A 16,227-nucleotide genomic window follows, 5' to 3' on the forward strand; every position below is an offset into this window, starting at 1 on the left:
TTGTTTTTTGGGGCTTGCCCGCCCATAGGGCGGGCCGGGCTGTGTCGCAGCTCGCAGGTCTGCTCGGCCCATCGGCGCTAAGGCGCCTCGGTCTGGCCCTTTGGGCCACTGCTATCCATCCCTAAGCCGAAGCGGGCTGCGCCCGCTTCTCTAGGCGCAAGGAACAAGCGGGGGTTGGCCTAGCGATGTGGAGGGGTGGCCGAAGGCCAGACCGAAGCCGCTTTTGGCGGCTGAAGGGCCGAGCGAATAGCGAGCCCCGCAACGTAGCGCAGCAAGCGCAGCGCAGCTGAGGCCCCAAAAAATAAACATCACTTCAATCAAAGCAATCAGAAAAAAACGATATGAGCCAAGAAAAAAAGAAACTCTACCGGAGTTTTGGGCCAACCAATTTTGCTGTAGATAATGCCATTAGTATGTTCTTGCTAACGGGAATTATTCTACTTTTTGGAGCACAATCTTATTTGACCATGCCCAAAGAGGCCTTTCCAGAGATTGTGATTCCCACTATTTTTGTGGGAACGACCTACTCGGGAAACTCTGCCGAGGATATGGAGAAATTGGTGACCATTCCGCTAGAAAAGGAAATCGGGTCGATTTCTGGGATCAAGTCATTAGAAGCGACTTCGATTCAGGATTTCTCGAACATCATTGTAGAATTTAATACCAATGTAGATGTAGACAAGGCCCTTCGGGAGGTCAAGGATGCCGTAGATAAGGTAAAAGGAGATGCTGATTTTCCGCAAGATTTGACCTCTGGGCCAGATGTAGAAGAAATCAACTTCTCGGAGTTTCCCATCTTAACGGTGAATATTTCGGGTCGTTATACCGAAGATGAGCTCCGTCAATATGGGGAGTATTTACAAGATGAAATTGAGAAATTGTCTGAAATTTCTGAGGTAAATCTCAAGGGAACCTCGGACAAGGAGGTCAAAATTGATGTGGATTGGTTTAAGATGCAAAGCCGAAAACTCAGCTTTAATGATATTGCCAATGCAATCAGTGCAGAAAACCTCACGCTTTCTGCTGGGGATTTCAAGGCCGAGGGGTTTAATCGCTCGGTTCGGGTAGTTGGAGAGTTTAAGGATGTGAAAGAGATGGAGAACATTATTATCCGCTCTGAAAATCAAAATCCTGTATTCCTCAAGGATATTGCTACGGTGAGAATGGGTTTTGAAGACCCTACTTCTATTGCTCGTAGTGACCAATTGCAAGTAGTGTCTTTGGATGTAATCAAGCGTTCTGGAGAAAACCTTTTGGATGCTTCTGATAAGATCAAAGAATTGGTGGAAAAGGCACAAGCTAGACGTTTCCCCTCTGATCTTAAGGTTCAAATCTTTAATGACCAGTCAGTAGATACGCGCAATCAGGTATCGAATCTACAGAACAGTATCATTTCGGGGATTATCCTTGTTGTTTTGGTGCTTTTGTTCTTCCTTGGTTTGCGCAATGCCTTGTTTGTAGGACTTGCCATTCCGATGTCGATGTTCCTTGGTATTTTGATTTTGAACCTCATGGGCGTAACGCTCAATATGATTGTTCTCTTCTCGCTCATTTTGGCCCTAGGGATGTTGGTGGACAACTCTATTGTAGTGGTAGAGAATGTTTTCCGATACGTTCAAGAGGGCTATAGCCTCAAAGATGCCTCTAAAAAGGCAGCGGGAGAGGTAGCCATGCCGATTATCTCTTCTACTGCGACAACCTTGGCGGCCTTCTTTCCCCTTCTATTTTGGCCTGGCCTAATGGGAGAATTTATGGGGTACTTGCCATTGACCCTCATTATTGTGTTGATTTCTTCTCTCTTTGTCGCCTTGGTCCTTACGCCTGTATTTACAGCGGTATTGATGACCAAAGAGAAAACGCCTGAAGAAGTAGAGGCAGAAAAAGGGAAAAAACTCATCAACAACCTAATTTGGATTGGCATTTTGGCGGCAATTACTGTTGGCGGCTGGGTTTCTGGTACCGATTGGGTGCGCAACCTCTTTGGTATGGCGACCATCTTGACGGCTATGAATGTCTTTTTGTTTGCTCCAGGTGCTGTCTTTTTCCAAGATAAGTTCTTGCCCATACTTGAAGCGATCTATGACCGCTTCATCAGCTTTGCCCTCAAAGGGATTATGCCTTATGTCATGTTTTTGGGGGTTATTGCCCTACTCTTTTTGTCAGTGATTCTCATGGGGGTTTTCCCGCCCAAAGTAGAGTTCTTTCCCGCAGCAGAACCCAAATACGTTAACGTATTTGTCGATCTGCCCATTGGAAGTAGTATTGAGGCCACCAACGAATTGATGAAGGAAATTGAAGGGAAGGTAGAAGCTGTCGTTCGTCCCTACAATGAAAAAGGGGTAATTGAAGCTGTACTTTCTCAAATTGGAGAAAATACTTCGGACCCTTCTGGTCCCCCCGAACCTGGAGCAACGCCCAACAAGGCTCGTCTAACGGTTTCTTTTGTTCCAGCCGATGAACGCCAAGGCGTATCGACCACTAAGATTATGGAGGAAATCCGCCAATCGGTCCAAGGCTATGCTGGGGTAGAAATTGTAGTTGACCGCAACCAAGAAGGTCCTCCCACAGGTAAGCCGATTAACCTAGAGATTTCTGGAGATGATGTAGAAATGAGAGAGTTGTCGCAGGTAGCCAATACGGTCCTCAATAAGCTTCGCAATGCCAACGTACCTGGTGTTGAAGAGCTCAAGATGAACGTTAAAGCTAATGTACAACAAGACCTTATTCAAGTAGACCGAGAAGCTGCTCGTCGCTATGGACTATCTACTTATGATATCGCCATGACGATTCGTACTTCGCTCTATGGCCGTGAGGTCTCTAAGTTTAAAGAAGGGGAAGATGAATACCCCATCATGCTCCGCTTTAGCGAGGAATACCGCAAAAGCCAAGAGGCTTTGATGAACCAAAATGTGACTTTCCGCAATATGGACGCGGGTGGACAAGTAGTCCAAATTCCCATCTCTTCTGTGGCGAAAAAGGTGCCTAGCACTACCTATAATGCCGTGAAACGAGAAGATGAAAAACGGACCATTACCATCTACTCTAATGTATTGGAAGGCTATAATGCCAACGAAGTCGTACAGCAACTCCAATATTTGATGGAGGATTACGAATTGCCCGAAGGCTACGACTTTAAGTTTACAGGAGAACAAGAAGAACAGGCCGCCGCTATGGAGTTCCTTAGCTCTGCCTTTACGATTGCCATTTTGGCCATCTTCCTCATCCTCGTGTCGCAGTTTAACTCCCTCAGTAAGCCCTTTATCATTATCCTTTCGGTCTTCTTTAGTACCATTGGGGTGCTCTTGGGCTATATTATGACGGGCATGGATCTAGTTGTGATTATGACTGGTATTGGAATTATCTCTTTGGCTGGGGTAGTTGTAAACAACGCTATTGTACTCATTGACTATACCGACTTCCTACAGAAAAGGCGGAAGGAGGAAACTGGCCAAGACCAACTCTCTGATGAAGATATCAAGTCCTCTATCATTGAAGGAGGAAAAACCCGCTTGCGTCCCGTTCTCCTCACGGCAATTACTACAGTTTTGGGGCTTATCCCGTTAGCAGTTGGCTTTAACTTCGACTTCTACGGCCTGATTACAGAGCTCAATCCCAATATCTATTGGGGGGGCGATAACGCCGCTTTCTGGGGCGCCATGTCTTGGACCGTGGTCTATGGTCTAATCTTCGCTACTTTCCTCACCCTAGTCATTGTCCCTGTAATGTACTGGCTAATGTATAAACTCAACAGTCTATTTTCTGGTCTCTTTGGTTCCAAAAAAGACTAATCCTAGGCTTTGATCAAGCTTATTTCTAGGTCTCTACTTCGGTAGGGGTGTTTTTTTGTTTTTGGGGCCTCCCGCCTGCGGCGGGCGCTACGTTTCGGGGCTCGCTATTCGCTCGGCCCTGCGGCGGCTTCGCCGCCTTGGTCTGGCCTACGGCCACCCCTCCACATCGCTAGGCCGGCCGGCTTCCATAGGCTTAATCTTCTTTTTGGACCAATTTGAGTAATTCTCTAGCGGCGCGGAAAGAAGAGGTTTGTCCCCCACGGACAGCGGCTTGCCAGCCAGGCCATTGGGCTTGCACCTTGGGATGTTCGTAAAAGTGGCGGAGGAGTTCTTGTTCAATACTTTGGCGCATCCAGTATTCGGCTTGTTCGGCCCTTCTTTGTTTCCAGTAAGTATTTTCTTGAGTGAGTAGGCAATAGTCTTGAATTTGCTCCCAGATGTTTTCTAGTCCTTCGGCATGTAGGCCAGAAGCTAGGCTTACCTTGGGGGTCCAGCCTGACTTTTGGGCGGGAAAAAGGTGTAGAGCGTTGCGGTATTGTTGTTTGCTTCTTTTGGCGGCTTGCAGGGCTTCGCCATCGGCCTTATTGACCAGAAGAAGGTCCGCCATTTCGACCACCCCTCTTTTGATGCCTTGTAGTTCATCGCCGGCATTGGGGAGTAATAAAAGCATAAAGAAATCGACCATAGAGTGCACGGCCAGTTCGGATTGGCCCACCCCGACGGTTTCGACAATAATGGGAGAAAAGCCTGCGGTTTCGCATAAGAAAATAGCTTCTCTAGTTTTTCGGGCCACGCCGCCAAGGGCATCGCCAGCGGGGGAGGGGCGGACAAAAGCTTGGGGGTGGCTAGACAAAGTTTGCATCCTTGTTTTATCGCCGAGGATGCTGCCGCCGGTGCGTTGGCTACTGGGGTCGATGGCTAAGACGGCGGGGCGAAAACCTTTTTGGATAAGCATTTGGCCAAAGGATTCGATAAACGTACTTTTGCCCACGCCGGGGGAGCCTGTAATACCGAGGCGGAGGCTCGACTTATTTTGTTGGAGGCAAGCTTCGATAAGTTGGTCAGCTTTGAGGCGGTCAGTGGGCTTTTGGCTTTCGACTAGGGTAATAGCTTGGCTGAGTAAAAGGCGATCTTGGGCTAGAATTCCTTGTAGTAATTCTTCCACAGAGGGTTTTCGTCTTTTGAAGCGGGCCAATTGTTTTTTCTTGAAAGTTGGGGTTTCTGTTATTCCTTTGGCGATATGCAGGGCTGATTTTTTATCTTTATTATTTTCCATCTCTATTAGATTTAGGGTCAATCTTTTGCAAATTGGGTATTAGAAGGAGCGAAGCGACTGGCCTAGCGATGTGCAGCAGTGGCCGTAGGCCAGACCAAAGCGCTTTAGCGCTGCAGGGCCGAGCGAATAGCGAGCTGCGCAACGTAGCGCCGCAGCTTTGCTGCGGAGGCCCCAAAATAGTAAACAAAAATATGAAGAACTACCTACATTTAGTCCTCCTTTTGTGTCCATTTATACTTTTTGGGCAGGGCTATCAAGAATTGCGAGTAGAGCAATATCAGTATGATCAGGAGGGGGATAGTATTCCCTTGAAAAAGCAGATTTGGCGTTATGGAGAGGCTGGGGAGCTTATTGGGCAGGAGGAATATGAATATCGGAAACAGCCAGCGGGCAGTTTAAAATCTTCTTTTTTGTATCAGTATGATGCGGAGGAAAAGCTTGGGGTGCAGCAGAAGTTGACCTATTCGCCTAAGGGGGGGCAGCCTGAGGCGCAGCAATTTAAGACCTATTATGTAGAATATGGGCAGGAAGAGCAATTGCGGAGCAAGCAACTTTATTTTGATAAGCGGGGGGAATTGCAGCGAGAGGATACCTTGACCTATAATAAAAAGGGGCAATTAGTGGTGGAAGAGACCTATGATTATCGGGGGAGCACCTCGCATCGGTCAAAGCGTTGGAAATACAACAAAAAGGGAAAGGTAAAGCGGCAGAATCATTATGTACATTGGAGCACGGTAAAGCGGGGGGGGAAAGTAGTGTATAAAAAAGAGCGGAGAGAGTGGTATAAATATCGTTATAATCGGAAGGGAGCGCCAAAGGTAATGAAGGGAAAGAGTGGTAGTCGGCGTTACAAAACGGTTTGGAAATATGATAGAGAGGGGCAGCTCAGCTTTTATCAATCGCATATATGCAAGCGTTTTCGGAACAGCCCCAAGCCCAAGAAAAAGGGGGAAGAGGAGAAGAAAGAGAAGAAGCAGCCCAAGTATCGTTATGTAAGTGAGTGTCATACGAAGAAGTATGAGAAGGGGCAGTTAGTTTTGGAAGTAGAGTATGATCATGGGAAGGTAAAAGAGCGGACAGAGGTCAGTTATACTTCGGATAGTTTAAAGCAGCAATTGCGTTATTGGGTAGCGGGCAAGCTCAAGCGGGAAGAAAAATACTATTATAATGATGGGGGGAAGTTAAAGAAGCAGGAAAACTATTATTACAATAGTTTGGGCCTATTGAATTATCGCCTAGATATTTATTATAATAGCAAGGAACAAATTTTGCGAGAGGAGCAGTGGGTCCGAGTGCAAAAAGTGAGAGAATTGCAGCATCAGTATGATGAGCAGGGCCGTCAGCAAACAACTACATTAATGGTAGAGGATGGGCGGAAATTTGAGAAAACCTATTATTTTTATAGGGATTAACCTCCTGAAATCCTGACCGCAGGAACCTAAAAAAGCGTCTATTTTAGTATGATCACTAATAATAATATAAAGAAAGCCGCCTATATGATTGGGTTGATAGGCTTTTCCTTGGGGAGTCAGCCTCTTTTGGCTCAGAAGGCCAAGGTAAAATCTCTGGAATTCCAGCAGAGAGAGATGAAAGAGGAGATACAGATGGATAGTCTATTGACGACCAAGAGAGAGCTCAAGGAGTATGATGAGCAGGGGCGTTTGATTATGCAGAAGATCTTTGTAGCCAATCCGATAGGGCAATTGACTCCACAGAAAGAGATCAAGAAAACCTTTGATGGTCGTATTCTGAGAATACAGGAAGAGACCGAGTATGATGAGATGGGGGATCCGCTCAAGATGGAGCAGAGTCATTATAATGATGACAAGGATGTGGTGAAATTGGAGTACATTGATTATCTCAAGGCGCCAGATGTTCGTTACTCCAAGGAGTATGCCTATGATGAATATGGTTTGTTGGATAAGACGGAACTTAGAGATCCCAATGGCAAAAAAGTGGGGGAGGAGCGTTGGAAGTACAATGGGGATGATGAAATCATCAAATATACCAAGTGGGAGAAACTGCCTTCTGGCAAGAAGTATAAAGAGACAGAAAAGACCGAATATGATGAAAATGGATTCTTAGCTTCTTCGGAGAAGGAGATAGATGATGGGGAGGACAAGTATAAGGAGATCACTACTTTTGTTCGCAACCGGGTAGAGGAGCAGTTAAAATATAAAAATGGGGAGTTGATCAGTGAATTTGGTGGGGCTAAGAAAGGAGGTTTTGATCCTTCTAAGGCTCGGGTCATGATGACCTTTAATAATGATGGTGGCGGCCTTGGTGGTGGCGGTGGTTTTGGCGGCGGCGGTTTTGGTCGTTGGGCCAATGAAGACGAATATGACGACAAGGGAAATAAAATCAAGACCATCCAGAAGGTAGATGATGTAGTTACACAAATTACCTTTTATAGCTATGATGAGCGCAATAACTTGGTGAGCAGTAAGAAAGTAGACTATGAGGGCGAACGGGAAACTCGAGTAGAGGAAGAGGTTCAAGAATTTGATGATAATAACAATATGCTACGTCGAGCTGTTTATGTGGATGGACAGATCATCTCAGAAAAACGCTACAATTATCAATATCGTTAAACTTCTTTTGTTATGCTGTTGCTTGGCTCCACAGCTTTGGGGGCAGGCAGCGGATAGCATTCCGCCAATTAAAGAGAAACGCATTCTCGATTATCGCCTAAAGGACAACAAACGGCTGTTGCAGAAAAAAACTGTTTTAGAGTATAATATCTATGGCAACTTAGTGCAGCAGAGTTTTTACAAGGGCGAACAGCTTCAGAGTGCTGAGCACTTTAAATATGATCGCTTGGGCCAGCTTGTTGGCCGCTTGCGCTACGACTCTATGCAGGCATTAGTATGGAGTGAGGACCGACAATTAGATAAAGAAGGCCGTAAGTTAAAAGTAACTCAAACGGCTTATCGTCCGCCGGGTTTTCAGCAACAATATACCTTGTATAGCTATAATAGCAAGGGACAAATCAAGCAGGTGGAGACCTATAATACAGAAGATCAATTGGTCAGTGAGGTCAATTATTTGTATAGCCAGTTGGGCGAGCTTTTGGGTAGTAATGCTTGGGACTTGCAGGAGGATGGCAGCAAACGCAGCTTGAGTATTTTACATGAATACAATAGAAAGGGGCAGATTCAGCGTTCGGTCAGTATTTTGCAAAATGGCAAAGATCGTTATAAAGAGGTCCGAAATTTTGAAAATTGCTTTATTATTGAATGGCAGCGGTATCAAAATGGGGTATTGTATAGCCACTTCAAACATGATAGAGAGCAAATTCGAGAGCAGGGGCCCAGTGAAATTCCTCCACCTTTGCCTTTTCAGCTTTCTCCATTAGATTATGAAGAGAGTCGGGCCGATCCACTTCAGTACACTGATTATCAGCCATTGAGAAGCATCAATACGAAGAATAATGAGGATGGTTTGCCGGTTAAAGAGGCCATTCGAGAAGGGGAGAAATTGGTAGAGGTACGCTATTTTTTTTATGATGAGTCCAAACGACTAATTCGCCGTAAAACGGTAGATAAAGTGAGTGAGGAAGTAAAAGAAGAAGAGCTCAGTTATACCAAAGAGGGCTTGCCTTTGAAGCATCGGCAGTTTCTCAATAAAAAGCTCATGCAAGAGCGTAGTTATGAATATATCTATTACCCCAACTAAAAAGTAGTGTTAAACACTCTTTTTCTAGTATGAGTCTGTACCTTTAACCTGCCAAAATTACGATTTTCCCGCAAAACAGTTCCAGCAATGAATACACTCAAAACATCTAAGTTTTCCATTTTTAGGAACCTTCGTCTGTTGACGCTAGGCAGTTTATTTATCTTTTTATTGCCTAGTTTGCTCTTGGCTCAAAAGCCACAGATCAAATTTATGCAGCAGAAGCATTATGTGCCTGCGCTAAATAAAGGTTTGGAATTACAAACTCAAACTGAAAAGTATTTTAATGAATATGGAGCGGTGACTCGAGAGGAGTATTTTAAGATGAGTTTGGATAGCAATCTGAATAGTCAGCGCAAAATTATTCATAGTTATGATAGCCGCGGTCGCCATCAAAATAGTTTGCATTATAATGGGGACAACCTTTTAGAAAAGGAGATTAAGATTTATTGGGACCAGAAGAACAATAAGAATAAAATTGAAGAGATCTCTTATGTAGATGGGCAGCAAGCTTCGGTAGCGATTACTTATTTGCTCACTTATGATGAGGCGGGGAATAAAGAAGTAGAGCAGTACTTTAATACTAAGGGAACTGTGACTCGCCAACGCAATTGGTTTTATAACAAGCAAGATGAGGTGATTCGTTCTTTGGAACTTGTAGAAGAACCGAATCAGCCACGTAAGGAAATCAAAACCCATTACAAAAGGGATCAGGATGGCTATTTGACGAAATCTATCACGGTAGAGAAAGTCAATGGTAAACTATTTAGAAAAGACATTCGCTACTTTGAGAATAGTTTCCTCATTCGTTGGAAGAAGTATATAGAAGGAAAGTTTATTAGTGAGTTTGTTAATGAGTATCGAGATAGTGTGCTCATTCGCCAAACAGAAAATGAGCGTTTTGATCCAGAAAAGAAGCGTAAGCGCTCTAAAAAAGAAAGTATTTGGGTAACCAACACCGAATATGATGTTTATGGGAACATCTTGGTCCAAACTAAGAGCCGCAATGAGCAGGTGGTAAGCATTGTACAATATGCTTATGACGACTATGGCAACCGCATTAAGACCATTAAAATTAACAGAGAGACCAATGAAAAGGAGGAAGAGCGTTTGACCTATGACAAATGGGGAAATGTCTCTAGTAGAGAGTTACTTAAAAATGATCGTATTATGCATAAGGATGAATTTGTTTATGAGTATCATCCTCGAAAGCGAAAAGACTAAGGCCTGCTGGTCCAGAAAGCGGCGCAGCGACTGGCTGAGGGATGGATAGCAGTGGCCGTAGGCCAGACCGAGGCGCTTTTAGCGCCGAAGGGCCGAGCGAATAGCGAGCTGCGGCACAGCCCGACCCGAAGCGTAGCGAAGGGGCAGCCCCAAATTCATATCATTAAAAATCTATAGATGTTTAGCCGTTTACTTTTTATTAGTTGTTGTTTGGCCTTTTCGCCCTTGCTTCAGGCCCAACTTGAGATGCGTCTTGATAGCATTAGCCAGGTGATTCAGCATAGTTATAGCTTTACGGAAGAGGGGGAGCAATTGCTGAGTATTTTGCGAGAATCGGTCTATAATGAGGCGCAGATTATGACGCGTCAGGATCGTTGGCATTATACTTATCCGAATGGAGAAAAAACGGCCAAATTGCACTACCATTATAGCTACAATCCCAAAAGTTATATGGGGGAGTTTTACAATGAATATTTGGCTTATGAAGGAGGACCCAAACAGGCCAAAAAGAAGAAAACGACCTTTAAGAGCCATGCACATAGCGCTACGGAAAGAGAGCGTGTGCAGCAGTTTGATGCAGAAGGGAAGCTGAGCCGAGCTAGTGAAAACCGCTATGATAAAAGTGGGGAATTGGTGTATAGCAAAAGCACGGATTATAGTTACTCGCCGCCTATGATTCATATTGATGAGGTAGAACGCAATGCTGCGGGCCAAATTATAAAATGGACGGCTACGGATAAGAGTGAGCTGGGGACTGAAAAAGTGCGCGAAATGAGTTGTAAATACCTTTTTGACAGCCTTTTGCTGGAGTCTACAGGCTATGTGTATAGCGATTGGAACCAAACGGTCAATAAGTACAATAAAAAAACGGGCGAAATTAAGAAGTCGACCATTAGCTATGGTCTGCGCCAAAGCAATGGTAAAGTGACTATCCGCCACAAAAAAGTGAGCACCTACAAAAACAATCGGCCCATTAAAAGTGTAGAATATAACTACAAGAAAAAGTTTAAGACCTCTACCTTTAGTTATAATGGCCCTGTAATGACCGAAAAAGTAGACTATAAAGACAAAAAGGAAAAGGATATTATCAAGACGGAGAAAAAGGTCTATAATGCTACGGGCAAACTCCAACTCTATGAAAGAGCCATTGATGGCGAGCCCCAATACCGAGAGCAATATAGCTATGATGCCGCCGATCGTCTATTGAAATATACGGAGACGGAATTTAGAGAAAACGGGGCCCATTCTATTACCATTATTGAGTATAATATTGACCAAAACCCGGTCAAAAAACAGCTTTTCCAAGGCGATAAATTGCTCAAATTGGATGAATATAGCTACCTCTATCAGGAAAACTAAGCCCCAAAGAGGCCGCTATATCTAGAATTATTTATATATTGAACATAGAACCGTACACCACCATAATTTCAATTTAAGAAATGAGTATTATTGAACTAAAAGTACCCGTAATTGGGGAATCAGTTACAGAGGTTACGCTATCGGCTTGGCTCAAGGAAGATGGCGCCTATGTAGAACAAGATGAGGCCATCTGCGAATTTGAATCAGATAAGGCCACTGTAGAAGCTCCTGCCGAAAAAGCAGGTAAACTTATTTGGGTTGCTGCCGAGGATGATGATATTCCAATCGGTGGCGTTTATGCCAAAATTGACACTAGCGTGTCTGGCGGTGCAGGTGAAAGCAGTCCTGAGGTAAAGGAAGAAGCTCCCGCCCAAGAAGAAAAAACTGAAGTAGCTGCCCCCAAAGAGGATAGCTATGCGGCTGGACATCCCGCTCCCGCTGCTCGCAAACTCATGGATGAAAATGGCCTTACTGCCGCAGATATCCAAGCTACAGGCAAAGATGGTCGCATCACTAAAGAAGATGTACTTAAGGCTATTGCCAACAAACAAGCTGCACCTAAACAAGAGGCCGCTCCCAAAAAAGAAGAGCCCAAAACTGTTGTGGCTCCTCCTGTTAGCGGAGCTGCTAACTTTAGCCGCGAACAGCGCCAAGAGAAAATGTCTCGTATGCGCCGCACCATCGCTTCTCGCTTGGTTTATGCCAAAAATGAAACGGCCATGCTCACTACCTTCAATGAGGTAGACTTGACCAATATCATGAAGTTGCGCAAAACTTACCAAGAGGATTTCGTGAAGAAATATGGCATCAAACTCGGCTTTATGTCGCTTTTTGCCAAAGCTTGTGCTAAGGTCCTTATGGAAATGCCCGATGTGAACGCTCAGCTCACAGAAGATGGCAAAAACCTCATTTATCACGATTATGCCGATATCTCTATCGCCGTATCTACGCCCACTGGCCTAGTTGTCCCTCCCGTTCACAATGTAGAGTCACTCAACTTTGCCGAGGTAGAATGGAAAATTAAGGAGCTGGCCACTAAGGCCCGCAATGGCAAATTGACTTTGGATGAAATGAGTGGTGGAACCTTTACCATTACCAATGGTGGCGTTTTTGGCTCTATGATGAGTACCCCCATTATCAACCCACCACAGTCGGCTATTTTGGGTATGCACACCATCCAGCAACGCCCCATGGCCGTAGACGGCGAGGTCAAAATCCGTCCCATGATGTATTTGGCCCTCTCTTATGACCACCGCGTGATCGACGGTAGCACTTCGGTAACCTTCCTCGTGAAAGTTAAAGAATTGCTCGAAGATCCTACTCGCTTGTTGCTCGATCTCTAGATCAACAAACAGATAAAAATAATCGACCAACCTCTTTTTAGGGGTTGGTCTTTTTTTTGGCCGGGTCGATCCTCTTAATAGTCTAACTATTGCTCTTTTGGGGCTGCCCCGCCCTTTGGGCGGGTCGGGCTGTGTCGTGGCTCGCTATTCGCTCGGCCCTGCGCAAAAAATGCAAAGCATTTTTGCTTGGTCTGCGGCTTCGCCGCCCCACTTTCCATCCCTCAGCCGCGTCGCTGCGCTCCTTTGCGGCGGCTTAGCCGCCTGCTAGACGTATATTTTCCAATATTCTATGCAAAAACTTGGGGCTTTGGCCTAAAAAGTAGGATTTTTGCGGGGCCAACGCCTTTGCCTTGGCTTACGTCTATAATTATAGGTCCAAAATAAGGGGCGCAGCCCCTTTGGCCGTAGGCCAAAACGGCTTAGGGATGGACAGCAGTGGCCGCAGGCCAGACCCAGCCAGCTTGCTGGCGCAGGGCCGAGCGATCAGCGAGCTGCGAAACAGCCCGGCCCGCCCTTTGGGCGGGCAAGCCCCAAAAAGATCAGAATAGAATAATAGCTATGCAAGCATTGATAAAAAGCCTCCTTTTTTCTGCCGTCATCTTGCTCCTTTTGGGGCAATCTGCCTGCCGATACCCTTATTATACGCCACAGGCCAAAAAGGCCCGCAAAGCGATCAAAGCAGAGAAAAAGGCGCGCAAGGCCGCTGCGGCCCAACTGCCGAAAAGCGATACAACAACAGCCCCTAGCGATGAGGGGCTCGATAAATTGCCTAGTATAGACCCCAAGGCCAGAGGAGGCCAAAAAAAGGAAACGGATAAGATTGTTAATGCCACAGCTCTAGATAGTTTGCCGCCTAGCGATACTAGCCAAATGGCGCTTACGGCTATAGATAGTAGTGATTCGGATAGTTTGGCATTGACCACAACAGATAGTCTGCCGCCTATTGTCTTTAATCCCGATTCTCTGGATTCTCCTGTGCAATACGATGCCAAGGATTCGACTATTTATGATTTGATGAACCAGAAGATTTACCTCTATGGCTCGGCAGAGATCAACTATGGAAATTACCAACTCAAAGCGGGCTATATCGAGGTAGATTTTTTGACATCTATAGCTACAGCAGAAGGTTTTGCAGATAGTACAGAGCCCTCAGGCATTCGAGAAATGCCCTACTTTTCGGATGGGAACCAAAAGTTTGAGGCCAAGAAAATCATGTATAACTTTAAGACCAAGAAGGGAAAAGTCTTTGATACCAGCACCGAGCAAGGCGACGGTTATTTTCTGTCAAAAGCTACTAAATTCATTAGCAAATCGGGAGATAGCACGGCAAGCAGTGATGTTTTGTATGCGGGGGGCTGCACCTACACCACCTGTGACCATAAGCATCCGCATTTTGGGCTGAGAAGTAGTCGGGCCAAGGTGATTCCAGGGAAATTGATTGTAGTTGGTCCTTCATTTATTGAAATTATGGGGAGCCCTACGCCTTTGGCCTTGCCCTTTGGCTTTTTTCCGATAACGAACAGCCGCAAATCGGGCTTGATTCTCAGCACTAATATTGATTTTTCGCCAAACTGGGGAGCGGGGATTCGTGAGATTGGGTATTATCAGGTCATCAGCGATCAAATGGACCTCAAACTGACGGGAGATTTTTATACTCGTGGGACCTTTCGCGTGAATTTGGAATCAAATTATAAAATGCGTTATAAAGCCTCTGGAGGCTTGCGCATTAGTTATGCGCGTACTGTTGAAGACGAGCCTGGCACACCAGATTATAGCTTGCTAAAAGACTTTAATATTAGTTGGACGCATCAGCAGGATGCCAAGGCTCATCCTAGCCAAAGTTTTGCGGCTAGTGTAAACCTAGGAACTTCAGATTATTTTAGAAATACAGAGCCCTCTGCGAATTTGACCTTGCAGTCTACTCTGCAATCAAGTATTTCTTATAGCAAGCGCTTTTTGGGGACCCCTTTTTCGTTGGCTATTGCTGCACGCCACTCTCAGAATACTAGTAGCAATACGATGAACATTACGGCTCCGCAAACTACCTTAACCATGAACCAGATTTATCCCTTCCAGCGAAAAGTGCAGGTGGGAGAACAGCGATGGTATGAGCGCATTGGTTTTTCTTATTCGGCTACGGCCAACAACAGCTTCCAAATTGCGGATAGTTTGCTTTTTTCTGCAGATGGCTTGGCAGACGCTATGGAAGAAGCTAAATATTCAGTGGTGCATTCGCCTAGAGTGAATTTATCCCTCAAATTGTTTAAATACATCAATGTACAGCCCAATATCTCTTATCAGGAAAGTTGGTATTTCTATGCGAATGAGCAAAGTTTTGACCCCAGCTTAGTCATCACGGCCGATACCACATTTGATGATGATGATCCTACTGTCATTAGTGATATTGAGCTAGACACCACCTTTGGAACCCTCAATGAGTTTAGAGATTATGGTTTTAATGCGGTGCGAAACTTTAGTGCGGGGGTAAACATGAGCACCCAGCTTTTTGCTACGGGAACCTACAACATTGGTCGCTTAGAAAAGGTGCGGGCGGTGATTCGTCCCAATGTTGGTTTGAGTTGGCGGCCAGACTACCAAAGTGATTTTTGGGGCTATTATGGCAGCGTACAAACTGATACCCGTTATCCAGATGAGTTGACGACCTATCGTCGCTTTGATGCGGTGCCTTCAGGGGGAGAACAGGCGCTATTAACCTATAGTTTGAATAGTAGAATAGAGGGAAAGCTCAAGCCTTCTCGCCGAGATACGAGCAGACAGCAGAACAATAAATTTCCGATCTTGAACAACTTAAATGTTTCGGGGAATTACAATTTTGCAGCGGATAGTTTGCGTTGGTCGACCATCAGTCTAAATGCTAATACGACCTTATTCAAAATGGTCAATGCCACTTTTTCGATGGTTTTTGATCCTTATATTGCCGATCAAAATACTAATACCCGCCTCAATACTTTGGAGTGGACCCAAAATGGTCGTTTGGCGCGTTTTACTTCAGGGGCATTGGCATTGAGTACGCAAATTAACCCCAATTCGCTCAAGCAATTATTTTCTGACCCTTATAGGTCCAAAAGCAAAAAAGAAGAAGAGGCCAAATCATTTGACATCCTTCAGCAGTTGAGCTTGAATTACAACCTACGCTTTAGTCGAGCTTATATTGAGGGGGTAGATAGTTTGCAATTTACGGCTAATGAGATTTCAATGTCGGGCGCTTTTCGTTTGTCTAAAAACTGGGATATTCGGATTTATAGAATGGGCTATGACTTTGACAAAAAGCGGATTACCTATCCAGACTTTGGCTTTAGCCGATCTTTGCATTGTTGGGAAATGGGGATGCGTTGGCAGCCAGAGCAGCGGACTTGGAATTTCTTTGTCCAAGTTCGTCCAGGTTCTTTAGGCTTCCTCAAATTGCCTGTGAATAAGACACGCTTTGATGATTATTAACAGCTAGTTGGCAAGAAGGCCCAAAACTTAAGTATTGGGCTAAGGGGAATATAAATTAACCTTTATTCATAATTATCGCGCAGCGATACCGCTTTGCTGTGGGTTT

General features: G+C 45.1%; 9 protein-coding genes. 8 read left to right on the plus strand and 1 reads right to left on the minus strand.

Annotation, left to right across the window (positions count from 1 at the left end):
• The first annotated feature begins 341 nt into the window (after positions 1-341).
• A complete protein-coding gene (locus PPO43_RS10185; RefSeq protein ID WP_272617441.1) occupies positions 342-3,788 on the plus strand; it encodes an efflux RND transporter permease subunit in 3,447 nt (1,148 codons plus the stop codon).
• 193 nt (positions 3,789-3,981) lie between these two features.
• Here PPO43_RS10185 and meaB read toward each other — a convergent pair whose 3' ends face one another.
• Positions 3,982-5,064: a methylmalonyl Co-A mutase-associated GTPase MeaB gene (gene meaB, locus PPO43_RS10190; RefSeq protein WP_272617443.1), complete on the minus strand. Its 1,083-nt coding sequence runs from the start codon at positions 5,062-5,064 to the stop codon at positions 3,982-3,984.
• Between the two features lie 191 nt (positions 5,065-5,255).
• Between meaB and PPO43_RS10195 the strand changes: the two genes are divergently transcribed.
• From PPO43_RS10195 to PPO43_RS10225, 7 genes are all read left to right on the plus strand, one after another.
• Complete coding sequence (locus PPO43_RS10195) at positions 5,256-6,476, plus strand: hypothetical protein (protein ID WP_272617445.1); 1,221 nt, start codon at positions 5,256-5,258, stop codon at positions 6,474-6,476.
• A gap of 48 nt (positions 6,477-6,524) precedes the next feature.
• Positions 6,525-7,655, plus strand: a complete 1,131-nt coding sequence (locus tag PPO43_RS10200; protein WP_272617447.1) for a hypothetical protein — start codon at positions 6,525-6,527, stop codon at positions 7,653-7,655.
• Entirely contained in the window at positions 7,609-8,739 is a 1,131-nt protein-coding gene (locus tag PPO43_RS10205; protein WP_272617449.1) for a hypothetical protein, read from the plus strand. The genes PPO43_RS10200 and PPO43_RS10205 overlap by 47 nt, the downstream gene beginning before the upstream one ends.
• Positions 8,740-8,826: 87 nt before the next feature.
• Positions 8,827-9,960, plus strand: coding sequence for a hypothetical protein (locus PPO43_RS10210; RefSeq protein ID WP_272617450.1), 1,134 nt, complete (start codon positions 8,827-8,829; stop codon positions 9,958-9,960).
• A gap of 177 nt (positions 9,961-10,137) precedes the next feature.
• Positions 10,138-11,319, plus strand: coding sequence for a hypothetical protein (locus PPO43_RS10215; RefSeq protein WP_272617452.1), 1,182 nt, complete (start codon positions 10,138-10,140; stop codon positions 11,317-11,319).
• An 80-nt stretch (positions 11,320-11,399) separates the two neighbouring features.
• On the plus strand, positions 11,400-12,662 hold the full coding sequence (odhB, locus tag PPO43_RS10220; protein WP_272617454.1) for a 2-oxoglutarate dehydrogenase complex dihydrolipoyllysine-residue succinyltransferase: 1,263 nt from the start codon (positions 11,400-11,402) through the stop codon (positions 12,660-12,662).
• Between the two features lie 558 nt (positions 12,663-13,220).
• The gene (locus PPO43_RS10225) at positions 13,221-16,121 is read left to right on the plus strand and encodes a putative LPS assembly protein LptD (RefSeq protein WP_272617456.1); all 2,901 of its coding nucleotides are present in this window, start codon (positions 13,221-13,223) and stop codon (positions 16,119-16,121) included.
• Positions 16,122-16,227 lie beyond the last annotated feature (106 nt).

It is taken from the genome of Saprospira sp. CCB-QB6, assembly GCF_028464065.1.
Lineage (GTDB): Bacteria > Bacteroidota > Bacteroidia > Chitinophagales > Saprospiraceae > Saprospira.

What these genes read in the sequence shown, in the direction of transcription:
- meaB (WP_272617443.1), bottom strand. Translation starts at nt 5,064, where the DNA reads ATGGAAAATAATAAAGATAAAAAATCAGCCCTGCATATCGCCAAAGGA.
- PPO43_RS10200 (WP_272617447.1), top strand. Translation starts at nt 6,525, where the DNA reads ATGATCACTAATAATAATATAAAGAAAGCCGCCTATATGATTGGGTTG.
- PPO43_RS10195 (WP_272617445.1), top strand. Translation starts at nt 5,256, where the DNA reads ATGAAGAACTACCTACATTTAGTCCTCCTTTTGTGTCCATTTATACTT.
- odhB (WP_272617454.1), top strand. Translation starts at nt 11,400, where the DNA reads ATGAGTATTATTGAACTAAAAGTACCCGTAATTGGGGAATCAGTTACA.
- PPO43_RS10205 (WP_272617449.1), top strand. Translation starts at nt 7,609, where the DNA reads ATGGACAGATCATCTCAGAAAAACGCTACAATTATCAATATCGTTAAA.
- PPO43_RS10225 (WP_272617456.1), top strand. Translation starts at nt 13,221, where the DNA reads ATGCAAGCATTGATAAAAAGCCTCCTTTTTTCTGCCGTCATCTTGCTC.
- PPO43_RS10215 (WP_272617452.1), top strand. Translation starts at nt 10,138, where the DNA reads ATGTTTAGCCGTTTACTTTTTATTAGTTGTTGTTTGGCCTTTTCGCCC.
- PPO43_RS10185 (WP_272617441.1), top strand. Translation starts at nt 342, where the DNA reads ATGAGCCAAGAAAAAAAGAAACTCTACCGGAGTTTTGGGCCAACCAAT.
- PPO43_RS10210 (WP_272617450.1), top strand. Translation starts at nt 8,827, where the DNA reads ATGAATACACTCAAAACATCTAAGTTTTCCATTTTTAGGAACCTTCGT.